Below are 21725 nucleotides of genomic sequence, written 5' to 3' on the forward strand. Positions count from 1 at the left end.
GGCGTACGATGAGCAAAGAAGTACTGCTGGTTGTTGAGTCGGTATCCAATGAAAAGGGTGTACCGGCAAGCGTGATTTTTGAAGCGTTGGAGCTGGCCCTGGCCACTGCTACCAAGAAACGTTTTGAAGACGAAGTAGATCTGCGTGTGGAAATCAACCGCCACACCGGTGCCTATGAGACTTTCCGTCGCTGGACGGTGGTCGAAGAGGACGATCTTGATGATCCGGCCATCGAAACCTGGCCAAGCAAGGTTGCGCAAACGCATCCGGGCGCTCAGGTTGGCGATGTTGTCGAAGAAAAGATCGAGTCGATCGAATTCGGCCGTATTGCTGCACAGACCGCCAAGCAGGTCATCGTGCAGAAGGTTCGCGAAGCCGAGCGCGCTCAAGTCGTTGACGCCTATCGCGAACGCCTGGGTGAAATCATCTCTGGCACCGTGAAAAAAGTTACCCGCGATAATGTGATCGTTGACCTGGGCAACAACGCCGAAGCGTTGCTGGCCCGCGAAGACATCATCTCTCGCGAAACCTTCCGTGTCGGCGTGCGTCTGCGTGCGCTGCTCAAGGAAATCCGCACCGAGAACCGCGGCCCGCAGTTGATCCTGTCGCGTACCGCGCCGGAAATGCTGATTGAGCTGTTCCGTATCGAAGTGCCGGAAATCGCCGAAGGCCTGATCGAAGTGATGGCTGCGTCCCGTGACCCGGGTTCGCGTGCCAAGATCGCGGTCCGCTCCAAGGACAAACGCATCGACCCGCAAGGCGCTTGCATCGGGATGCGCGGTTCGCGCGTCCAGGCAGTGTCGGGCGAATTGGGCGGTGAGCGTGTGGACATCGTCCTGTGGGACGATAACCCGGCGCAGTTCGTGATCAACGCCATGTCGCCAGCTGAAGTGGCGGCAATTATCGTTGACGAAGATGCCCATGCAATGGACATCGCCGTTGGCGCAGACAATCTGGCTCAGGCCATTGGTCGTGGTGGTCAGAACGTGCGTCTGGCCAGCCAACTGACCGGCTGGACCCTGAACGTGATGACCGAATCGGACATCCAGGCTAAGCAGCAAGCTGAAACCGGTGACATCCTGCGCAACTTCATCGAAGAGTTGGAAGTCGATGAAGAACTGGCACAGGTGCTGGTAGATGAAGGCTTCACCAGCCTGGAAGAGATTGCCTACGTACCGTTGGAAGAAATGCTCAACATCGACGGCTTTGACGAGGATATCGTCAACGAGCTCCGCGCTCGGGCCAAGGATCGTTTGTTGACTAAAGCCATCGCTACTGAGGAAAAGCTGGCAGACGCCCATCCGGCCGAAGACCTGCTCTCGCTTGAGGGTATGGACAAGGATTTGGCGATGGAACTGGCGGTGCGCGGCGTAATTACCCGCGAAGACCTGGCCGAGCAGTCTATTGACGATCTGCTCGACATCGACGGCATTGACGAAGATCGTGCCGGCAAGTTGATCATGGCCGCCCGAGCCCATTGGTTCGAGTAATTAGGCGCGGCCTGAGGAGAGAAGTGCATGACGCAAGTCACGGTGAAACAACTGGCCGATGAGGTCAAAACACCGGTAGAGCGCCTGTTGCAGCAGATGCGTGAGGCAGGTCTGCCGCACACCGCCGCCGATGAAGGTGTGAGCGATAGTGAGAAGCAGTCTTTGCTGACTCACTTGAAGAGCAGCCACAAGGCGAAAGTGGAAGAACCGCGCAAGATTACATTGCAGCGCAAAACCACCAGCACCCTGCGGGTTGCAGGTAGCAAGAGCATCAGCGTTGAAGTACGCAAGAAGAAAGTCTTCGTACAGCGCAGCCCGGAAGAAATCGAAGCCGAGCGCAAACGCGAGCTGGAAGAACGTCGCGCAGTAGAAAATGCTGCACGTCAGAAGGCTGAAGAAGAAGCCAAGCGTCGCGCCGAAGAAGAAGCGCGTCGCCAGCCTGCTGCTGCGCAACCTGCTGCCACTGACGCGGTCGCCGCCCCTGTTGAAGCTGTGCGTGAGGCTGCCCCGGCTGCCGCCGCACCTGCTCCTGCAGCAGACGCCCGCAAGCGCGACGAGCCTCGTCGTCCGGACAAACCACGTGCTGACGACAACAATCGTCGCGGTGGTGGTGGCGATGGCGAGCGTAAAAACGCTCCGCACCGCGCCTCGGTCAAAGAGAAAGCGCCTGCGCCACGCGTTGCCCCACGTACCACCGACGAAGAAAGCGATGGCTTCCGTCGTGGTGGTCGCGGCAAGGCCAAGCTGAAGAAGCGCAACGCCCACGGTTTCCAGAGCCCAACCGGCCCTGTCGTGCGTGAAGTGAAGATCGGCGAGACCATCACTGTGGGCGATCTGGCCCAGCAAATGTCGGTCAAGGCTGCTGAAATCATCAAGTTCATGTTCAAGCTGGGCACTCCAGCCACCATCAACCAGGTACTGGACCAGGAAACTGCCCAGTTGGTTGCTGAAGAGCTGGGCCACAAAGTGACCTTGGTCAGCGACACCGCCCTGGAAGATTCCCTGGCCGAGTCCCTGAAGTTTGAAGGCGAGGCAGTTTCCCGTGCACCGGTTGTGACCGTAATGGGCCACGTTGACCACGGTAAGACTTCCCTGCTCGACTACATCCGTCGTGCCAAGGTTGCTGCGGGCGAAGCCGGTGGTATTACCCAGCACATCGGTGCATACCACGTTGAAACCGAGCGCGGCATGGTCACCTTCCTCGACACCCCAGGTCACGCCGCGTTTACCGCAATGCGTGCCCGTGGTGCCAAGGCGACCGACATCGTGATCCTGGTGGTTGCAGCGGACGACGGCGTAATGCCGCAGACCATTGAAGCTGTCCAGCACGCCAAGGCTGCCGGTGTTCCTCTGGTCGTTGCCGTGAACAAAATCGACAAGCCGGGCGCCGATCTCGATCGCATCCGTAGCGAACTGTCGGTTCACGGCGTGACGTCCGAGGAATGGGGTGGCGAGACGCCATTCGTATCGGTCTCGGCGAAAATGGGTACCGGCGTTGACGAACTGCTCGAAGCGGTCCTGTTGCAAGCCGAAGTCCTGGAACTGACCGCTACTCCATCGGCTCCTGGCCGTGGCGTCGTGGTTGAGTCCCGTCTCGACAAGGGCCGTGGCCCGGTTGCCACCGTGCTGGTCCAAGACGGTACCCTGCGCCAAGGCGACATGGTACTGGTCGGTTCGAACTACGGCCGTGTACGTGCCATGCTCGACGAGAACGGCAAGCCAATCAAGGAAGCAGGTCCTGCTATCCCAGTCGAGATTCTCGGCCTGGACGGTACGCCGGACGCTGGCGACGAGATGAGCGTAGTGGCTGATGAGAAGAAAGCCCGTGAAGTGGCTCTGTTCCGTCAAGGCAAGTTCCGCGAGGTCAAGCTGGCCCGTGCTCACGCCGGCAAGCTGGAAAACATCTTCGAGAACATGGGCCAGGAAGAGAAGAAGACGCTTAACATCGTCCTCAAGTCTGACGTTCGTGGTTCCCTCGAAGCGTTGAACGGCGCCTTGAACGGCCTGGGTAACGACGAAGTGCAAGTGCGCGTTGTCGGTGGCGGTGTCGGTGGTATCACCGAATCCGACGCCAACCTGGCACTGGCTTCCAACGCTGTACTGTTCGGCTTCAACGTGCGTGCCGATGCTGGCGCTCGCAAGATCGTCGAGCAGGAAGGCCTGGACATGCGTTACTACAACGTCATCTACGACATCATCGAAGACGTCAAGAAAGCCCTTACCGGTATGCTTGGCAGCGACGTCCGGGAGAACATCCTGGGTATCGCCGAGGTGCGTGACGTGTTCCGCTCGCCGAAATTCGGTGCGATCGCCGGCTGCATGGTGGTTGAAGGCACTGTGTACCGTAACCGTCCAATCCGTGTACTGCGTGAAGACATCGTTATCTTCGAAGGCGAGCTGGAATCCCTGCGCCGCTTCAAGGATGACGCTGCCGAAGTACGTGCCGGCATGGAATGCGGTATCGGCGTCAAGAGCTACAACGACGTCAAGGTTGGCGACAAGATCGAAGTCTTCGAGAAGGTTCAGGTTGCTCGCAGCCTCTAACTCGCGCACTTCAGGAGCCGCGCAGCGTGTGGGCATGCAGATGCCCCGCACAGTGTCAGGACTCTAAACGCAACGCCCGGTCTGGCTTTTGTCAGGCCGGGCGTTTGCCGCTTTCAGACCCCACGGGTTTCACCGTGTGGCAGTAACAGGTAACAAGACATGGCAAAAGAATACAGCCGTACCCAGCGTATCGGCGATCAGATGCAGCGTGAGCTGGCCCAACTGATCCGCCGCGAAGTCAAAGACCCACGCGTTGGCCTGGTCACCATTACCGCTGTTGAAGTGAGCCGTGACGTGGGTCACGCCAAGATCTTCATCACCGTAATGGGGCAGGACAACAGCGAAGAAATCGCGCAAAGCATCAAGGTGCTCAACTCCGCCGCAGGTTTCCTGCGTATGCAGTTGGCCCGTGAAATGAAGCTGCGCAGCGTTCCACAGTTGCACTTCCACTACGACGAAAGCGTCGTGCGTGGCGCGCACCTGTCGGCCCTGATCGAGCGCGCCGTGGCTGAAGACAGCCAGCATCCGTCCACACCTGAAGACGCCAAGGAGTAAGCGGTGGCTCAGGTCAAACGTATTCGTCGCAACGTCAGTGGCATCATTCTGCTCGACAAACCCATTGGCTTTACCTCCAATGCCGCGTTGCAGAAGGTTCGCTGGCTGCTCAACGCCGAGAAGGCCGGGCATACCGGCAGCCTTGATCCATTGGCCACCGGTGTATTGCCGTTGTGCTTTGGCGAGGCCACCAAGTTTTCGCAATACCTGCTTGATTCCGACAAGGGTTACGAAACCCTGATGCAACTGGGCAAGACCACCACCACGGCGGATGCCGAAGGTGATGTTTTGCAGGTTCGCGACGTGACCGTTGGTCGTGCGGATATCGAAGCTGCCTTACCCGCTTTTCGTGGGCAAATCAGTCAGATACCGCCGATGTACTCGGCACTCAAGCGCGATGGCCAGCCACTTTACAAGCTGGCACGTGCGGGCGAAGTAGTGGAGCGCGAACCGCGTTCTGTTACTATTGCGCGCTTGGAATTGCTCGCTTGTGAAGGCGACACTGCCCGTTTGGCCGTGGACTGCAGCAAAGGCACCTATATCCGTACTCTGGTGGAAGATATTGGTGAAAAGCTCGGTTGCGGCGCGTACGTTGCAGAACTGCGACGCACCCAGGCCGGGCCTTTCAGTCTGGCCCAGACGGTCACGCTGGAAGAGTTGGAAGCGGTACACGCCGAGGGCGGCAATGAAGCGGTTGATCGCTTCCTCATGCCATCGGACAGCGGTTTGCTCGATTGGCCGCTGCTGCACTTCTCGGAGCACAGCGCGTTCTACTGGCTCAACGGCCAGCCGGTACGCGCCCCGGATGCCCCGAAGTTCGGCATGGTGCGAGTACAGGATCATAACGGTCGCTTTATCGGTATCGGTGAAGTGAGCGAAGACGGGCGCATCGCGCCGCGTCGGCTGATTCGGTCAGAATGACCGAACGAGTGTGGCTGTTAACAGGCATGGTCAACACTCATTTTTAGATACAGGGATTTGTCCCTGGCCTGTTGAAACTGCCCTTTGGGTGGTTTCCTGAAAAAAGGATTGCCTCATGGCTCTCGACGTTCAAGAAAAAGCACAAATCGTAGCTGACTATCAGCAAGCTGTTGGTGACACTGGTTCGCCAGAAGTGCAAGTTGCACTGCTGACCCACAACATCAACAAACTGCAAGGTCACTTCAAGGCCAACGGTAAAGACCACCACTCCCGTCGTGGTCTGATCCGCATGGTAAACCAGCGCCGTAAGCTGCTGGACTACCTGAAAGGCAAGGATCTGGGTCGTTATCAGACTCTGATCGGTCGCCTGGGTCTGCGTCGCTAATAAGCGATTGCGCTAGAGGTTGGTTGTCTGCCGCGTGTCATCGGGATTCCCGGTGGCCCGTGGTAGGCTCCCAGCCTCAAGTTTTATCTGGATACACGTTTTACCCTGGACGAGCGTCGGGCCGATTCCCGGCATTGCCCAAGAATTTCGCAAGAAGACAAGTTCCCCCAAGAGCCACAAAGAAGGTAGGACACCGTGAACCCGGTTATCAAAAAATTCCAGTTCGGTCAGTCGACCGTTACCCTCGAGACAGGCCGTATCGCCCGTCAAGCCTCCGGCGCAGTGCTGGTTACCGTTGACGACGACGTGACCGTACTGGTGACCGTTGTTGGCGCCAAGACCGCTGACCCGAGCAAGGGCTTCTTCCCTCTGTCCGTTCACTACCAGGAAAAGACTTACGCTGCCGGTAAGATCCCTGGCGGTTTCTTCAAGCGCGAAGGCCGTCCTTCCGAGAAAGAAACCCTGACTTCCCGACTGATCGACCGTCCGATCCGTCCGCTGTTCCCAGAAGGCTTCATGAACGAAGTGCAGGTTGTCTGCACCGTCGTTTCCACCAGCAAGAAGACCGATCCGGACATCGCTGCGATGATCGGTACCTCGGCTGCCCTGGCCATCTCCGGTATTCCTTTCGATGGCCCGATCGGCGCTGCCCGCGTTGCGTTCCACGAAAGCACCGGCTACCTGCTGAACCCGACTTACGAGCAACAGAAAGCCTCGAGCCTGGACATGGTCGTTGCCGGTACGTCCGAAGCCGTATTGATGGTTGAATCGGAAGCCAAAGAGCTGACCGAAGACCAGATGCTGGGTGCCGTACTGTTTGCTCACGACGAGTTCCAGGTTGTGATCAACGCGGTTAAAGAATTGGCTGCCGAAGCTGCCAAGCCGACCTGGACCTGGGCTGCTGCCCCGGAAGCCACCGAACTGCTGGGCGCTATCCGCTCCGAGTTCGGCGCTGCCATCTCCGACGCCTACACCATCACCGTCAAGGCCGACCGCTACGCTCGCCTGGGTGAGCTGAAGGACCAGGTCGTTGCCAAGCTGTCCGGTGAAGAAGGCCAGCCTTCTTCCAGCGAAGTCAAAGCTGCTTTCGGTGAGATCGAATACCGCACCGTTCGCGAAAACATCGTTAACGGCAAGCCACGTATCGACGGTCGCGACACCCGCACCGTGCGTCCGCTGAACATCGAAGTCGGCGTTCTGCCGAAGACTCACGGTTCGGCGCTGTTCACCCGTGGCGAAACCCAGGCCCTGGTCGTTGCGACCCTGGGTACTGCCCGTGACGCACAACTGCTGGACACCCTGGAAGGCGAGAAAAAAGACCCCTTCATGCTGCACTACAACTTCCCTCCGTTCTCGGTGGGCGAGTGTGGTCGTATGGGCGGCGCGGGTCGTCGTGAAATCGGTCACGGCCGTCTGGCTCGTCGTTCGGTTCAGGCCATGCTGCCTGCCGCTGACGTGTTCCCGTACACCATCCGTGTCGTATCGGAAATCACCGAGTCCAACGGTTCCAGCTCCATGGCTTCGGTCTGCGGTGCTTCCCTGGCTCTGATGGACGCCGGTGTGCCAATGAAGGCGCCGGTTGCCGGTATCGCCATGGGCCTGGTTAAAGAAGGCGAGAAGTTCGCCATCCTGACCGACATCCTGGGTGACGAAGACCACCTGGGCGACATGGACTTCAAAGTAGCCGGTACCGCCAAAGGTGTGACCGCGCTGCAGATGGACATCAAGATCAAAGGCATCACCGAAGAGATCATGGAAATCGCCCTGGGCCAAGCCCTGGAAGCGCGCCTGAACATCCTCGGCCAGATGAACCAGATCATTGGTCAGTCCCGCACCGAACTGTCGGAAAATGCTCCGACCATGATCGCGATGAAAATCGACACCGACAAAATCCGTGATGTCATCGGTAAAGGCGGCGCGACCATCCGTGCGATCTGTGAAGAGACCAAGGCTTCGATCGACATCGAAGACGACGGTTCGATCAAGATCTTCGGCGAAACCAAGGAAGCGGCTGAAGCAGCACGCCAGCGCGTCCTGGGTATCACCGCTGAGGCTGAGATCGGCAAGATCTACGTTGGTAAGGTTGAGCGCATCGTCGACTTCGGCGCGTTCGTCAACATCCTCCCGGGCAAAGACGGTCTGGTTCACATCTCCATGCTGAGCGATGCTCGTGTTGAGAAAGTGACCGACATTCTGAAAGAAGGCCAGGAAGTGGAAGTGCTGGTACTGGACGTGGACAACCGCGGCCGTATCAAGCTGTCCATCAAGGACGTAGCAGCAGCCAAGGCTTCGGGCGTTTAATCACCCGCAGGCTTCACGCTGAAAAAAGGACTCCTCGGAGTCCTTTTTTTATGGGCGCGAGAAAATGAAGCAGAATCAGCTGTTTAGCGTCGCCCAAAAGCCGCAACTTGCATGCAGGCACGACGGGCTTCATGCAAGTTGCACGATTTCGAAAATTCATAGATTTCATAACTCGTTGTTTATTAATGAATTTAATCCGTTCGGCGAGTTGGCACACTGCCTGCAATATCCCTGGTAGCGCTGCAGCATGAAGGTTTACGCCTGCAGACTTTTAATAAAACAGGAGTTACTCGTATGAAGAAGTTCGCTCTCGCTACTGCTACCGCTCTGACCCTGGCCATGGGTGCTAACGTAGCCTTTGCTCAGACTTCCCAAGCCCCTATGACTTTGGCGGCGGGTGAAGCGACCAAGGCTAAGGAAAGCGTTTCGGATACTTGGATCACCACTAAAGTCAAAGCTGACCTGCTGACCGAAAAAGGCATTCCAGGTTCGGACATCAAGGTTGAGACCAACAAAGGTGTGGTTTCCCTGTCCTCCGACGTAGCTATCTCGGATTCGCAGAAAGAAATGGCTGTAGGGATCACCAAGAAAATCAAAGGTGTGACTGCTGTTTCTGCTGACGGCTTGCTGGCTGGCGGCGCTACCAAAGCTGACGGCATCGACAAAACCAAAGGCGCTGCCCACGACGCTAAAGAGACCACCAGCGATACCTGGATCACTACCAAAGTGAAGGCTGACTTGGTAACTGAAAAAGGCATTCCTGGCACCGACATCAAGGTTGAAACCAACAAAGGTGTTGTATCCCTGTCGTCGCCTACCGCTGTGACCGCTTCGCAGAAAGAAACGGCTGTAGCGATCACCAAGAAAATCAAAGGCGTTAAAGCTGTATCGGCCGACGGCCTGAAAGCAGAGTAACGCTGACGTTTCGTTTGAACTGAATAGCGGCGGCTTAGGGTGAGTTAGATATCCACCTGACGCACCTCTGGAGTTCATGCGACCGGCCACACGGATGTGGTCATTACAGGCCCCGGCACTTGTGTCGGGGCCTGTTCTATTTCAGGCTGAAACAGAATGATCAGGCCAAAAAAATGTGGGAGCTGGCTTGCCTGCGATGCTGGCACCTCGGTCATTCAGTTGCACCGAGGTGATGCTATCGCAGGCAAGCCAGCTCCCACATCAGGATGGGTGGTGCTTAGAAGTTACTCAGCATCCAGGTGCATTGGAGTGATCACTCGGCCATCTTTCTCGGCCTGCCCCAGCTGCGCATCGATGAAGTACACGCGGTCATCTTCCAACTGGCCCTTGTCCACCAGGTAATCCTTGATCGTGCTGGCTCGGTCCTGCCCCAACTGGCGCAGTAGCACGTCACTGCCACTCCAAAACTTGATCACACCGTCCTTGAGCTTCGCCGAGCGCTCATCGCTGCCCAGGTCTTTCCATTCGGCCGGGGGTTGCTGTTTGAGGCGGGTGCGGTAGATGCCTTCCAGCAATGGTGCTTTTTCCTTCTCCGGTACCTCAAGCAACGAGGCCTGGGCTGGCACTTTGTCGCCACGGCGCTGGAGGATCTTGTAATAGTTGTATTGGTATTCACGTTCCAGTCGCTGTGCGGCCAGGAACGGCCCGTCGCTGCTGGCGGCGGCTGTGCCTTCAATTTCCAGGCGCAGGGCAGGGCGCTCTTTCAGCGCCTTGGCCAGGGTGTTCAGAGCGCGTTCGGCGTCTTTGTTCAGTTCACTGGAGCCAGCGGCGAACGACACATTGCCCAAGTCTTCAGAGCCGCCACCAGTGACCAGCCCGCCAATGAACTTGAAGGGCGCGGTTGCCGCGCGCACCACTAGGTTGCGCAGGGTTTGCCACACAATCGGCATCACGCTGAATTGCGGGTTGTTCAGGTCGCCGCTTACCGGCAGTTCGATGGAGATCTTGCCGTCGGAGTCCTTGAGCAGGGCGACGGCCAGGCGAATCGGTAAGTCGACGGCATCAGAGCTGTCGACTTTTTCACCCAACTGCAGTTGCTCGACCACCACTTTGTTTTCAGCCTTCAATTGGCCTTTGGTGATCACGTAGTGCAGATCGAGATTCAGGCGGCCCTTGCGGATGCGGAAGCCTGCGAATTTACCTGAGTAAGGCGTCAGGTTGGTGAGCTCGACACGCTTGAAGCTGGTGGCGATGTCCAGCGCGGCCATCGGATCAAACGGGTTCACGCTGCCTTTGATCGTCACTGGCGCGTAACGGTCCACCTTGCCCTTGATATCGACGCTGGCCGGTTTGGCCTGGCGACTGTCGATGGTGCCAATCTGGCCGTTGAGCTGTTGAATCGCGGTGGCAAAGTTGGGGGTGAGGCTGAAGTCGGCAAAGTTGGCCGAACCGTCGTTGATCGCGATCTGCCCGATATGAATGCCCAGGGGCTTGTCGTTACTAGCGGCAGGTTTGGCTGCCGACTTGCTGCCGCTGTCGGCCGGCTGCGGAATCAGCAGGTCGTCGATGTTAGTGGTGCGATCTTCGTTGATCATGAAGCGCGCATACGGCTGCAACAGGTTGACCTTGTCGATCGACAGGCTTTGGCCGTGCTGGTAGTTCACGCCCTCTAGCACCAGGCGCTGCCACTTGAGGAAGTCGCGGGTCTTCAGGGTGTCCAGGGTATGCAACTGGTCAACCTGGGCGCGGCCGGTGACCTGAAGGGCCAGTGGCTCGGTGCTTTTGAGGTTTACGTCCAGGTTGCTGCCGAGCATGCCGCTGCGCAATTCCAGGCGAATAAACGGGCTGATATAGGCCTGGGCGACCCGCAGGTCGATGTCCTGGGTGTTCACTTTCAGCTTGGCGCTGACCGGGTTGAGGTTAACTTCGCCGGTTGCCTGGATCTTGCCTTGCTTGCCCAGGCCGGTGTCGACCTTCAAGGCGAAGGGGCTCTGGTTGAGGCTGTCGAAGTTCTGTACGTCGACATTCAACGGGCCCAGTTCCAGCGCGACTGCAGGTTTAGCCTGGCGGTCGGCCAGGTGCACCTGATAGTTACGCAGTTGCACGTCCTTGAGCAGCACTTGCCACGGCTTGCTCGGGACCGCCGGTTGCGCCGACGGCGCGTCGGCAGCGGTTGGTTCCGGAGTCTTGGCCGGTTTGCTCGGTTGGCTGGCGAACAGCTTCTGCCAATCCAGTTGACCATCGGCCTCACGGGCGGCCCAGGTTTCCAGCTTGTTGCTGCGGATCTTGCCGACAATGACCTGCTGCTTGGCCAGGTCTACCGTGGTTTCGCTGACGTCCAGGCGCTCCAGGCGCGCCAGTGGCCGGCCATCGGGGGCCTTTATAGCAAAGGGGGCGATGCTGGCGGCGGTGTTGGTCAGGTTCAGCTCGGTTTCTTTGGCCAGGCTGAATTTGTAGTCAGTGCTGAAGTTGAGCACCCCGTCTTCCAGAACCAGTGGCAGGGCGTCACGTACATACGGCCACCAGGCTTTCATTTTGCCGTCGGTCACCTTCAAGGTGCCTTCGGAGGTGATCGGTACCAGGCTGAAGTTGCCTTTCCAGTCGATCTGGCCACCTTCGGGGCCGGCGGCGACCAGCGTCATGTCGGCATTGTCGTCAGGCAAGGTGCTCAGGTTTTTCAGCTCGAAGTCGAGTTCGTCGTAGAGGAATTCGATGGGCTCGCTGGGGCGTAGGTCCTGGAAGTGCAGGTTGCCGCCCGCCAGCTTGATGCTGTCGATACGCAGTGGGAACGGCTTGGCATCGGGATCGGCCGGGGTTGGCTCGCTCGGTGGCAGTTTGAACAACTGCGCCAGGTTCAGTTGGCCGGACTTGTCGAACAGCAGTTCGGTCTTGGGCTTGTCCAGTTGCACATCGGCCAGGTGCAGGGCGCGGGTCCAGAGGCTGTCGATCTGCAGGTTGGCGTAGAGGCGTTCGAAACCTACTTGCTCTTTGCCTGGCTCGCCGATCTTCAGGCCCCACAGCGTCAGTTCCAGGCTGAAGGGGTTGAGCTCGATGCGCTCGATTCGCGACGGCACCGTGGCGTAATTGGCCAACTGTTGGTTGGCAATGCGAAGGGCGATGCCGGGTAATATCAGAAAGCCCAGCAAGCTGTACAAAGCAAGGGCGGTCAACAAGGCGCCTACGGCGCGGATCAATCCTTTGGGCATGGGTGAACGCCATCTATGTCGAACGAGAGTGCCTTGGAGTATGGCACGGGAATTCGGTTCCGAAGAACCGTGGGCGCTGGGAAACTTCCTACAAATGCAGGATCAGCGTCTTCAGCGGAGGCTGTTGGTCTCTGGAGGGAAAGTCGGCTCCAGGTGTCATAACCTGCCATTCGCGCACCGGGCGCCCGGCTTTTTCTGCGCAGCGCAGCACCTGCTCACGCCAGTCTTCCATGCTGACCTTTGCCAGGTTGTTGCAGCAAATCAGCACGCCATTGTCGGCGGTGGCCAGCAGTGCGGGTTTGAGCAGGCTTTGATAGTCGCGCAACAAATCGACCGTGCCGAAGGCGCTCTTGGCCCAGGCGGGAGGATCGAGCAGTACCAGGTCGTACTGGCGTTGCTCCAGGCGCGGATAGCTCGGCAGCTTCTGCCCGCGCCGCTGGGTGATGGGCAGGCCCGCCAGTTGGCGAATGGCCGGGAAGTAATCGGATTGTACAAACTCCATGCTCGGCAACTGCGGGTTGAGCTGGCCGTTTTCACGCCCCACTGCCAGGTTGCCCTCGGCAAAGTCCAGGTTGCACACCTCGCGTGCGCCGCCCGCTGCCGCGCTCAAACCTACACCGCAGGTATAGGCGAACAGGTTCAGCACGCTTTTGCCGGCGCTGTGGTCCTTGACCCAGCCCCGGGTGTTGCGCAGGTCGAGGAACAGCAGTGGGTCTTGCCCGGCGTGGCGCCCGCGCACACGGTAGTTGAGGCCCCACTCGTGGCCGACCAGGTCTTCCAAGGCGCCAGGCTCCGCGCGGTACACCGTGTCTTCGCGGTCGATGCGCGAGTTGCCGCGGGCACGGTCGTTGTACACCAGCAACAATTCCAGGCCCATGTATTGGTTGATCAGTTGGTGCAGGTCCAGCAGGTCTGCAGTTTCCAGGGACTGGTGGAAGCTTTGTACCAGCAATTGCGGGCCGTAGCGGTCGATGGTCAAGCCGCCGGCGCCTTCCTGGCTGCCGTGAAACAGCCGATAGCAGTCCGTACCCTGGGCGTGCAGCGTGTTGATCAGGTTTTGGCGGTGATCGAGGGCGGCGCGCAGCGCCTGATTCAAGGGAGTCATGGAGCGCGCCTTGCTGGTTGATGAATAAGAAAAATGGGGCGCGAAGTTTAACAGCTAACCCCGGCCTGCACAGGCCGGGGATAATCCTGGCGCTATCGGTTGAGGCGTTTGTCGATCAAACCGTCCACCACGCTGGGGTCTGCCAGGGTCGAGGTGTCGCCCAGGCTGTCCAGTTCGTTACAGGCGATTTTGCGCAAGATGCGCCGCATGATCTTGCCGGAGCGGGTTTTCGGCAGGGCAGGGGCCCATTGGATCAATTCCGGTTTGGCGAAGCTGCCAATCTCCTTGCTGACCAATTCCAACAGGTGCTTTTTCAACGCGTCGCTGGGTTCGACGCCATTCATGGGGGTGACAAAAGCGTAGATACCCTGGCCCTTGACGTCGTGGGGGTAGCCCACCACGGCGGCTTCGGCGACCTGATCATGCAGCACTAGGGCGCTCTCCACTTCAGCAGTGCCGATGCGATGGCCCGAGACGTTGATCACATCGTCGATCCGCCCGGTGATCCAGTAGTCGCCGTCTTCATCGCGCCGTGCGCCATCCCCGGTGAAGTAGTAGCCGGGGTAGGGCTTGAAGTAGGTGTCGATCATGCGCTGCGTGTCGCCGTAGACGCTGCGAATCTGCCCCGGCCAGCTTGATCTGATGGCGAGTACACCACTGCCGGCGCCACTGATTTCCTTGCCATGTTCATCGAGCAACACCGGTTGTACGCCGAACATGGGCTGTGTCGCGCAGCCCGGTTTGATGCGCTGGGCACTGACCAGCGGGCTGAGCATGATGCCGCCGGTTTCGGTCTGCCACCAGGTATCGACAATCGGGCAGCGCTGTTCGCCGACGGCGTTGAAATACCAGTCCCAGGCTTCCGGGTTGATCGGCTCACCTACGCTGCCCAACAGGCGCAGGCTGGCGCGGGATGTACTCTGCAGCGGGCCGTGTCCTTCACGCATCAGGGCGCGCAGGGCGGTGGGCGCGGTATAGAAAATATTCACCTGATGTTTATCGATGACCTGCCAGAAGCGCGAACTGTCCGGATAACTCGGCACGCCTTCGAACATCAGCGAGGTGGCGCCATTGGCCAGCGGGCCGTAGACGATATAGCTGTGGCCGGTGACCCAGCCCACGTCGGCGGTGCACCAGAACACTTCGCCTTCCTGGTAATCGAGCACGTACTTGAAGGTCATCGCCGCTTGCAGCAGGTAGCCAGCGGTGGTGTGCAACACGCCTTTGGGTTTGCCGGTGCTGCCGGAGGTATAGAGGATGAACAGCGGGTCTTCAGCGTCCATCGGCTCGGGTGGGCAGTTGTCGCTGGCGGCGTCCAGGGCAGCTTGGTACTTGAGGTCGCGGCCCTCGTGCCAATTCACGCTCGCCCCGGTGCGCTCCACTACCAGTACCGTGCTGACGTTCGGACAACTGGCCAGGGCTTTGTCGACGTTATGTTTCAACGCCACGGGCTTGCCACCGCGTACGCCCTCGTCGGCGGTGATCACGGTGCGGCAATCAGCGTCGAGGATGCGGTCGCGCAGGGCGTCAGGAGAGAAACCACCAAACACCACCGAGTGCACTGCGCCAATTCGCGTGCAGGCCAGCATGGCGTAGGCCGCCTCGGGGATCATCGGCATGTAGATGCACACCCGATCACCTTTGTTCACGCCTCGGCTTTTCAACACATTGGCCAGACGGCTGACGTTTTGGTGCAGTTGACGGTAAGTAATCGTGCAGGATTTTGACGGATCGTCGCCTTCCCAGATGAAGGCCGGCTGATCGGCGCGTTGCGCCAGGTGGCGGTCGATGCAGTTATAGCTGACGTTCAACTGACCGCCGGCAAACCATTGGGCGGCACCGGTGTGGATGTCTGACTGCTGCACGCTGTGCCAAGGTTTTATCCAGTCGAGAAAGCCCTTGGCCTGTTCGGCCCAGAAGGTGTCTGGCTGGTCGATGGATTGGCGATAGAGGCGCTGGTAGTCCTCTTGACTGAGCTGCGCAGCCCGGCGGACGGCATCGGCGGTGGGAAAGGTGCTGATATCGAACATGAGCGCTCCTTATTCTTGTTTTTGCGACAAGTCATAAAGATGCACCCTGGGACGGGAGGGTTCAAGGCCAACGTCCAAACGCACGTTGACCTTGAATGAACGGCTTCAGCCGCGGTGACGACCGCGGAAGTAGTTGATCAGGCCCTGGGTCGACGCATCTTCGGCCAAGGTTTCTTCGGCGCCGGTCAGGCGGTTGTACACGCCTTTGCCCAGCTCCTTGCCCAGTTCAACGCCCCATTGGTCGAAGGCGTTGATGCCCCACACCACGCTCTGCACGAACACCTTGTGTTCATACATAGCCACCAGTGCGCCAAGGCGACGCGGGCTGATGCGCTCGACCACCAGGGTGTTGCTCGGACGGTTACCCGGGATCACCTTGTGCGGTGCCAGCTTCTGTACTTCGGCTTCCGGCAGGCCCTTCTCACGCAGCTCGGTTTCGGCCTCGCTGCGGGTCTTGCCGAGCATCAGCGCCTGGCTCTGGGACAGGCAGTTGGCGTACAGCCACTGATGGTGGTCGGACACAGGGTTGAAACTGACGATCGGCACGATGAAGTCGGCCGGGATCAGTTGAGTCCCTTGGTGCAGCAACTGGTGGTAAGCGTGCTGGCCGTTGCAGCCTACGCCGCCCCAGATCACCGGGCCGGTATCGGTGGACACTGGCGTACCGTCCTGGCGCACGCTCTTGCCATTGGATTCCATGTCCAACTGCTGCAAATGCTTGGTGATGTTACGCAGGTAATGGTCGTACGGCAGGATCGCATGGCTCTGCGCACCCCAGAAGTTGCCGTACCACACCCCCAGCAAGCCCAGCAGCACGGGCATGTTGGCTTCGAACGGCGCGTTCAGGAAGTGCTGGTCCATGGTGTAGGCACCCGACAGCAGTTCCTTGAAGTTGGACATGCCGATAGCCAGGGCAATTGGCAAGCCGATGGCAGACCACAGCGAGTAGCGCCCACCGACCCAGTCCCACATTGGGAAGATGTTTTCTTCGCGAATACCGAAGGCCACGGCCGCGGCATTGTTGCTCGAGACGGCGATGAAGTGGCGATACAGCTCGGCTTCCGAGCCCCCTTGGGCCAGGTACCAGGCGCGGGCGGCCTGGGCATTTTTCAGGGTTTCCAGGGTGTTGAAGGATTTGGACGAGACGATAAACAGCGTGGTCTCGGCGCGCAGCTTCATGGTCAGTTCGTGGAACTCGCTGCCGTCGATGTTCGCCAGGTAGTGGCAACGCACACCTTTATGGGCGTAGGACAGCAAGGCCTCCGAGACCAGTTCCGGGCCGAGGAATGAGCCACCGATACCGATGTTCACCACGTCGGTGATCGGCTTCTCGGTGTAGCCGCGCCACAGGCCGTCGTGGATACGGCCGACCAGGTCAGTGATCTGGTTCAGCACCTTGTGCACGTCCGGCATGATGTTCACGCCGTTGACCGACAGCTTGTCGCCCACCGGGCGGCGCAGGGCGGTGTGCAGGGCAGGGCGGCCCTCGGAGGAGTTGACCGATTCGCCAGCGTACTGCGCGTCGATCGCCGCCTTGAGATTGACTTCCTTGGCCAGGCCCACTAACAGGTCGCGGGTTTCGCTGGTGATCAGGTTTTTCGAGTAATCGAGGAAAAGTCCGCAGCTGCTCAAGGTGAACTGGGAAAAACGCTGAGGATCGGCATTGAACGCCTCGCGCATGCTGAAATCCTGCATGGCTTGGCGATGTTGAACAAGCGCTTGCCAGGCGGGCAGCGCGGTAACGTCATGAGGGGTGCGGTAGTACGCCATCGCTGCGGGTTTCCTTTTATTACGGGGACTGCCTTTAGGACACTTCAAAGCCCGGAACATCCAGTCTTATCGCAAGGATTGGGTTCCAGACAGCGCTAACCATAGCGCAGGGCAGTTACATTAAACCTAGCGTGTGGATATGTCTTGGCTTTGTCTGCGCTGTGGCCGGTACTTTTTTATACCGGCACAGCCGTCGGGGCAACAGGTTGAGGTAAAGCGGGCGTCAGGCGAGGTTCAGGTGCAGGTTATCGATGAGGCGTGTTGCCCCCAGATAAGCGGCGATCAGGATCACCACATCGCGATCTTCAGCCGTGGCCGGGCGCAGATGCACGCCTTGGCGCACTTCCAGGTAGTCCATGCGCAGCCCCGCGGCTTCAATCTGCTGGATGTGCTCGGCGCGAAGCCTGGCAAAATCGTGATCGCCGCTTTTGATGGCCGTGGCGATCTGGCTGAGCGCGCGGTACAGCACTGGCGCGACCGCCCGTTGCTCATCGGTGAGGTAACCGTTGCGTGATGACAGCGCGAGGCCGTCCTCGGCGCGCACGGTGGGCTCGCCGATGATCTGGATCGGCATGTTCAGGTCGCGGACCATGGCGCGGATCACCGCCAACTGCTGGTAGTCCTTCTGGCCAAATACGGCCATGTCCGGCTGGACCATGTTGAACAGCTTGCTGACCACCGTGGCCACCCCTTCAAAGTGCCCTGGGCGGCTGGCGCCGCACAAGCCTTCGGACAGCTGAGGCACGCTGACGAGGGTCTGGCCGTTCATGCCATCGGGGTACATTTCCTCGACCGTGGGCGCGAACAGCAGGTTGCAGCCGGCCTGCAGGAGTTTTTCCTGATCGGCGGCCAACGTGCGCGGGTATTTGTCCAGGTCTTCGCCAGCACCGAATTGCAGCGGGTTGACGAAAATGCTCGCCACCACGAAATCCGCTTGCTGCGCGGCCTTGGTCACCAGGGTGGCGTGGCCGCTGTGCAGGTTGCCCATGGTGGGTACAAAGCCGATGCGCTTGCCGGCGCTACGGGCGTGGGTTACGGCAGCCCGCAGTTCGCGGACGGTTTTAACGGTGTTCATGCCGAGAATCCGTGTTCAACGCCTGGGAACGTCACGTTTTTGACTTCGCTGACGTAGGCGCTCAGGGCGGCGTGGATGCTGTCCTGGCCAGCCATGAAGTTCTTCACGAACTTGGGCACGTGGCCAGTGATCGACAGGCCGAGCATGTCGTGCAGGACCAGCACTTGGCCGTCGGTGGCGGAACCGGCGCCAATCCCGATCACGGGCACTTTGACGGCCTGGGTGATTTCGGCAGCCAGTTCGCTAGGCACGCACTCCAGCAGAATCATCGCTGCACCGGCCTGTTCCAGGGCGATGGCATCGGCGCGCATCTGGCGGGCCTGGGCTTCATTGCGGCCCTGAACCTTGTAGCCACCGAGGATATTCACCGACTGCGGTGTTAGGCCCATGTGCGCGCACACTGGCACGCCGCGCTCGGCCAGCAGCCGGATCGACTCGGCCAGCCACACGGCTCCTTCGACTTTGATCATGTGCGCGCCGGCCTGCATCAGCTTTCCGGCGTTCAGGAAGGTTTGCTCAAGGGTGGCGTAACCCATGAACGGCAGGTCCGCGATGATAAAGGCGCCATCGTTGCCACGCTTGACGCTGGCGGTGTGGTAGGCGAGTTCATCGGTGGTCACAGGCAGCGTGCTGTCATTCCCTTGAAGAACCATGCCCAGGGAGTCGCCCACCAGCAGCACTTCGACGCCAGCCTGGCAGCTGGCGTGGGCGAAGGTGGCGTCATAGCAGGTCAGCATGGTGATTTTTTCACCTTTGAGCTTGAGGCTCTGCAAGGTGGTCAGGGTAATGTCTGGCATGAAAGGGTCCTCGTTCAGGCGCTTGGAAACAGCGAGTAACGCGCGTGAGTCTTCGTTTATACAGGCGCACTGTCTTGAAAGCAGTGCTTATAAGGCCTGGATTGCGCCCTGTCGCGCCGGGTTGGCGGCAGCGGGACGCCTATAGTCGTGAGGAGGACACGGGAAGTCAATTGGATGTGTTACCGCATTGTTACGATGGCGGTGTTACCGCTGTTACTGACGCGATTGTAGGAGCGAGCTTGCTGGCGAAGAAACCATAGGCGCCGCGTTTAATCAGGCTGAGCGCGTTATCGTTGGTGATTTTCGCGAGCAAGCTCGCTCCTACAGAGGTAGGCGTTCCAGGCCGACGAACGGGCAGGCGGTGAGCAGGTCGCTCAAACGCTGGCCGTCAGGCAGCTGCAGGTCGGCTGGCGCCAACTCAGCCAACGGATACAGCACAAACGCGCGCAGATGCATCTGGTAGTGCGGCACCTTGAGGCGCGGCTCATCGATCAGGCGATCACCGAACAGCAGGATATCCAGGTCCAAGGTGCGCGGGCCCCAGCGTTCCAGGCGTTCGCGGCCCTGATCGTTTTCGATGGCTTGCAGCGCATCGAGCAGGTCCAATGGCGGCAGGTGACTGTCCAGCGCCGCAACGGCGTTGGTGTAGGGCGGCTGGCCGGGCAGCAGTGAATCGCTTTGATAGAAGGCGGACACACCGGCGAGCTGAGTGCCAGGCAATTGCGCCAGCGCCTCGATCGCGCTGCGCAATTGTTGCTCCGGGGCAGCCAGGTTGCTGCCCATGCCGATGTAGATACGTTCCACGTTTATTCGCCCGCAGCGCCCGAGGCATCGGCACTGCTGCGTTTACGCTTGGTGCCGCTGCGGCGACGCTTTTTCGGGCCTTCGCCGGCGCTATCACCTTTGCTGCCCAGTTCACGAATCATTTCGCGGCGCTGGCTGTCATTGGCGTCCTGATAATCGGTCCACCATTCGCCCAGGCCATCGGTCTGCTCGCCCGCGCTTTCGCGTAGCAGCAGGAAGTCGTAGCCGGCACGGAAGCGCGGGTTGTCCAGCAACAGATCGGCGCGCTTGCCGCTGCGGCGTGGCAGGCGCTCCTGCATGTCCCAGATTTCGCGGATCGGCATGGTGAAACGTTTGGGGATGGCGATGCGTTGGCACTGTTCGGCGATCAGCTCGTGAGCCGCTTCCTGCATGGCCGGGATCGGCGGCATGCCACGGTCCTGCAGGCGCAGTACGCGTTTGGGCAGGGCCGGCCACAACAAGGCGGCAAACAGGAACGCCGGGGTCACCGGTTTGTTCTGCTTGATGCGCAGGTCGGTGTTGATCAAGGCTTCGCTGATCAAGGTGTGGGTGTACGTCGGGTTGTACTCCAAGGCCTCGGCGCTGGCCGGGAACAGGGGGTCGAACAACTGCAGGTCCACCAGCATTTCAAAGGTGTCGGCGGCGTAGCCCGAAAGGAACAGCTTGAGCACTTCCTCAAACAGGCGTGCCGAGGGGATTTCCCGCAGCATCGGCGCCAGTTCGCGAATCGGCGCGGCGGTGTGTTTTTCGATGCCGAAGTTGAGCTTGGCGGCGAATCGCACGGCACGCAGCATGCGCACCGGGTCTTCCTGGTAGCGCTGCGTAGGATCGCCGATCAGCCGGATCAGGTTGTTGCGAATGTCGTGTACGCCGTTGGCGTAATCGAGGATGCGCTCGCTGACCGGGTCGTAATACAAGGCGTTGATGGTGAAGTCGCGACGTTGCGCGTCCTCTTCCAGGGTGCCATACACGTTATCGCGCAGGATGCGCCCGCTCTCGTTGCGGGAAGACTGGTTAGTGTCCTCCTCTTCATCGTTTTGCGGGTGACCGGCGCGGAACGTTGCGACCTCGATGATTTCGCGACCAAAGTGGATATGCACCAGCTTGAAGCGCCGGCCGATGATTCGTGCATTACGAAACTCGGCGCGCACTTGTTCAGGCGTGGCGCTGGTGGCGACGTCGAAATCCTTGGGCGTGATGTTGAGCAGCATGTCGCGTACGCAACCACCCACCAGGTAGGCCTGGTAGCCGGCGTTCTGCAAACGTTCGACGATGTTCACTGCATAACGGCTGAATTGAGCGCGCTGCAGCGAATGCTGGCTGCTATTGAGCACTTCAGGCGTGCTGCGTTTGTGTTGCGTTCGACGCAAGGGAGAACGGAATGACTGGAACAACTTCTTCAGCATGGGATGCACTGTTTGAAGGAATGTTCGGCCATAACGAAGAATGACCGCATGATGGGCGGGGATTCTAGCATTTAGTCAGGGGATGGTGTAGGAACAAGCTAAAGGCATTGCGCCATAAGCGTTTGAAGGTCAAATCCCGGAAACTACAAGGGGAGCCGAAGCTCCCCCAGAAGTAGTTGCGTGCTCTATTTTTATTATTGATGTCGGGCTTCTTGTTTTTGTTGATCGCCCTCGCCACGAAGCTTCCTTCATGACACTCCCAATCGGGAGCCAAGAGCAAACGGATTGCTTTGGTCGCTGTGTTGCTGATCTACGATCCAACCAGTTCAGGCTCTGCCTTAGGGCAGTTTTTGTTGTTCTCGGCCTGGTTGCGGGGCAAGCCCCAAATGCAACGCCTCTCCAAAAGAATCAGTTAGCTGCG

At 59.4% G+C, this 21725-nt stretch carries 15 protein-coding genes; 7 read left to right on the forward strand and 8 right to left on the reverse strand.

The window, feature by feature from the left end; genetic code table 11:
* Positions 1-8 precede the first annotated feature (8 nt).
* The 7 genes from nusA (at position 9) to JFT58_RS25025 (ending at position 9111) form a co-directional block, all read left to right on the forward strand.
* Complete coding sequence (gene nusA, locus JFT58_RS24995) at positions 9-1490, forward strand: transcription termination factor NusA (protein WP_003194187.1); 1482 nt, start codon at positions 9-11, stop codon at positions 1488-1490.
* Positions 1491-1517: 27 nt separating this feature from the next.
* Positions 1518-4034 (forward strand): translation initiation factor IF-2, encoded by a 2517-nt coding sequence (gene infB, locus JFT58_RS25000; protein WP_003194185.1) that lies wholly within the window; start codon positions 1518-1520, stop codon positions 4032-4034.
* Positions 4035-4193: 159 nt separating this feature from the next.
* Complete coding sequence (rbfA, locus tag JFT58_RS25005) at positions 4194-4589, forward strand: 30S ribosome-binding factor RbfA (protein WP_003176137.1); 396 nt, start codon at positions 4194-4196, stop codon at positions 4587-4589.
* A 3-nt stretch (positions 4590-4592) separates the two neighbouring features.
* A complete protein-coding gene (gene truB / locus JFT58_RS25010) occupies positions 4593-5510 on the forward strand; it encodes a tRNA pseudouridine(55) synthase TruB (RefSeq protein ID WP_014719950.1) in 918 nt (305 codons plus the stop codon).
* 115 nt (positions 5511-5625) lie between these two features.
* Positions 5626-5895: a 30S ribosomal protein S15 gene (rpsO, locus tag JFT58_RS25015; RefSeq protein ID WP_003177875.1), complete on the forward strand. Its 270-nt coding sequence runs from the start codon at positions 5626-5628 to the stop codon at positions 5893-5895.
* 195 nt (positions 5896-6090) lie between these two features.
* Complete coding sequence (gene pnp / locus JFT58_RS25020; RefSeq protein ID WP_003194180.1) at positions 6091-8196, forward strand: polyribonucleotide nucleotidyltransferase; 2106 nt, start codon at positions 6091-6093, stop codon at positions 8194-8196.
* A gap of 294 nt (positions 8197-8490) precedes the next feature.
* Complete coding sequence (locus JFT58_RS25025; RefSeq protein ID WP_054898021.1) at positions 8491-9111, forward strand: BON domain-containing protein; 621 nt, start codon at positions 8491-8493, stop codon at positions 9109-9111.
* Positions 9112-9395: 284 nt separating this feature from the next.
* Here JFT58_RS25025 and JFT58_RS25030 read toward each other — a convergent pair whose 3' ends face one another.
* The 8 genes from JFT58_RS25030 to JFT58_RS25065 all read right to left on the reverse strand — a co-directional run bounded on the left by JFT58_RS25030 (position 9396) and on the right by JFT58_RS25065 (position 21304).
* Positions 9396-12317, reverse strand: a complete 2922-nt coding sequence (locus JFT58_RS25030) for a DUF748 domain-containing protein (protein WP_198834697.1) — start codon at positions 12315-12317, stop codon at positions 9396-9398.
* Between the two features lie 88 nt (positions 12318-12405).
* The gene (locus JFT58_RS25035; protein ID WP_054898023.1) at positions 12406-13422 is read right to left on the reverse strand and encodes a class I SAM-dependent rRNA methyltransferase; all 1017 of its coding nucleotides are present in this window, start codon (positions 13420-13422) and stop codon (positions 12406-12408) included.
* A gap of 92 nt (positions 13423-13514) precedes the next feature.
* Positions 13515-15452 (reverse strand): acetate--CoA ligase, encoded by a 1938-nt coding sequence (gene acs / locus JFT58_RS25040; RefSeq protein WP_054898024.1) that lies wholly within the window; start codon positions 15450-15452, stop codon positions 13515-13517.
* A gap of 105 nt (positions 15453-15557) precedes the next feature.
* Positions 15558-17222 carry a glucose-6-phosphate isomerase gene (pgi, locus tag JFT58_RS25045; protein WP_054898025.1) on the reverse strand — a complete coding sequence of 555 codons (1665 nt, stop codon included), beginning with the start codon at positions 17220-17222 and terminating at the stop codon, positions 15558-15560.
* Positions 17223-17445: 223 nt separating this feature from the next.
* Positions 17446-18297 (reverse strand): pantoate--beta-alanine ligase, encoded by an 852-nt coding sequence (gene panC, locus JFT58_RS25050; RefSeq protein ID WP_054898026.1) that lies wholly within the window; start codon positions 18295-18297, stop codon positions 17446-17448.
* Positions 18294-19094 carry a 3-methyl-2-oxobutanoate hydroxymethyltransferase gene (gene panB / locus JFT58_RS25055; RefSeq protein WP_034127012.1) on the reverse strand — a complete coding sequence of 267 codons (801 nt, stop codon included), beginning with the start codon at positions 19092-19094 and terminating at the stop codon, positions 18294-18296. Before panB ends, panC begins: the two co-directional genes overlap by 4 nt.
* A gap of 321 nt (positions 19095-19415) precedes the next feature.
* Positions 19416-19898, reverse strand: a complete 483-nt coding sequence (gene folK / locus JFT58_RS25060; RefSeq protein WP_054898027.1) for a 2-amino-4-hydroxy-6-hydroxymethyldihydropteridine diphosphokinase — start codon at positions 19896-19898, stop codon at positions 19416-19418.
* Between the two features lie 2 nt (positions 19899-19900).
* Positions 19901-21304 carry a polynucleotide adenylyltransferase PcnB gene (locus JFT58_RS25065; protein WP_003194157.1) on the reverse strand — a complete coding sequence of 468 codons (1404 nt, stop codon included), beginning with the start codon at positions 21302-21304 and terminating at the stop codon, positions 19901-19903.
* Positions 21305-21725 lie beyond the last annotated feature (421 nt).

The organism is Pseudomonas sp. MF6767, from assembly GCF_016405475.1.
Lineage (GTDB): Bacteria > Pseudomonadota > Gammaproteobacteria > Pseudomonadales > Pseudomonadaceae > Aquipseudomonas > Aquipseudomonas paracarnis.

Coding starts and splice junctions, on each gene's coding strand:
- nusA (WP_003194187.1), top strand. CDS start 9: ATGAGCAAAGAAGTACTGCTGGTTGTTGAGTCGGTATCCAATGAAAAG.
- infB (WP_003194185.1), top strand. CDS start 1,518: ATGACGCAAGTCACGGTGAAACAACTGGCCGATGAGGTCAAAACACCG.
- rbfA (WP_003176137.1), top strand. CDS start 4,194: ATGGCAAAAGAATACAGCCGTACCCAGCGTATCGGCGATCAGATGCAG.
- rpsO (WP_003177875.1), top strand. CDS start 5,626: ATGGCTCTCGACGTTCAAGAAAAAGCACAAATCGTAGCTGACTATCAG.
- JFT58_RS25025 (WP_054898021.1), top strand. CDS start 8,491: ATGAAGAAGTTCGCTCTCGCTACTGCTACCGCTCTGACCCTGGCCATG.
- JFT58_RS25030 (WP_198834697.1), bottom strand. CDS start 12,317: ATGCCCAAAGGATTGATCCGCGCCGTAGGCGCCTTGTTGACCGCCCTT.
- JFT58_RS25035 (WP_054898023.1), bottom strand. CDS start 13,422: ATGACTCCCTTGAATCAGGCGCTGCGCGCCGCCCTCGATCACCGCCAA.
- acs (WP_054898024.1), bottom strand. CDS start 15,452: ATGTTCGATATCAGCACCTTTCCCACCGCCGATGCCGTCCGCCGGGCT.
- pgi (WP_054898025.1), bottom strand. CDS start 17,222: ATGGCGTACTACCGCACCCCTCATGACGTTACCGCGCTGCCCGCCTGG.
- panC (WP_054898026.1), bottom strand. CDS start 18,297: ATGAACACCGTTAAAACCGTCCGCGAACTGCGGGCTGCCGTAACCCAC.
- panB (WP_034127012.1), bottom strand. CDS start 19,094: ATGCCAGACATTACCCTGACCACCTTGCAGAGCCTCAAGCTCAAAGGT.
- JFT58_RS25065 (WP_003194157.1), bottom strand. CDS start 21,304: ATGCTGAAGAAGTTGTTCCAGTCATTCCGTTCTCCCTTGCGTCGAACG.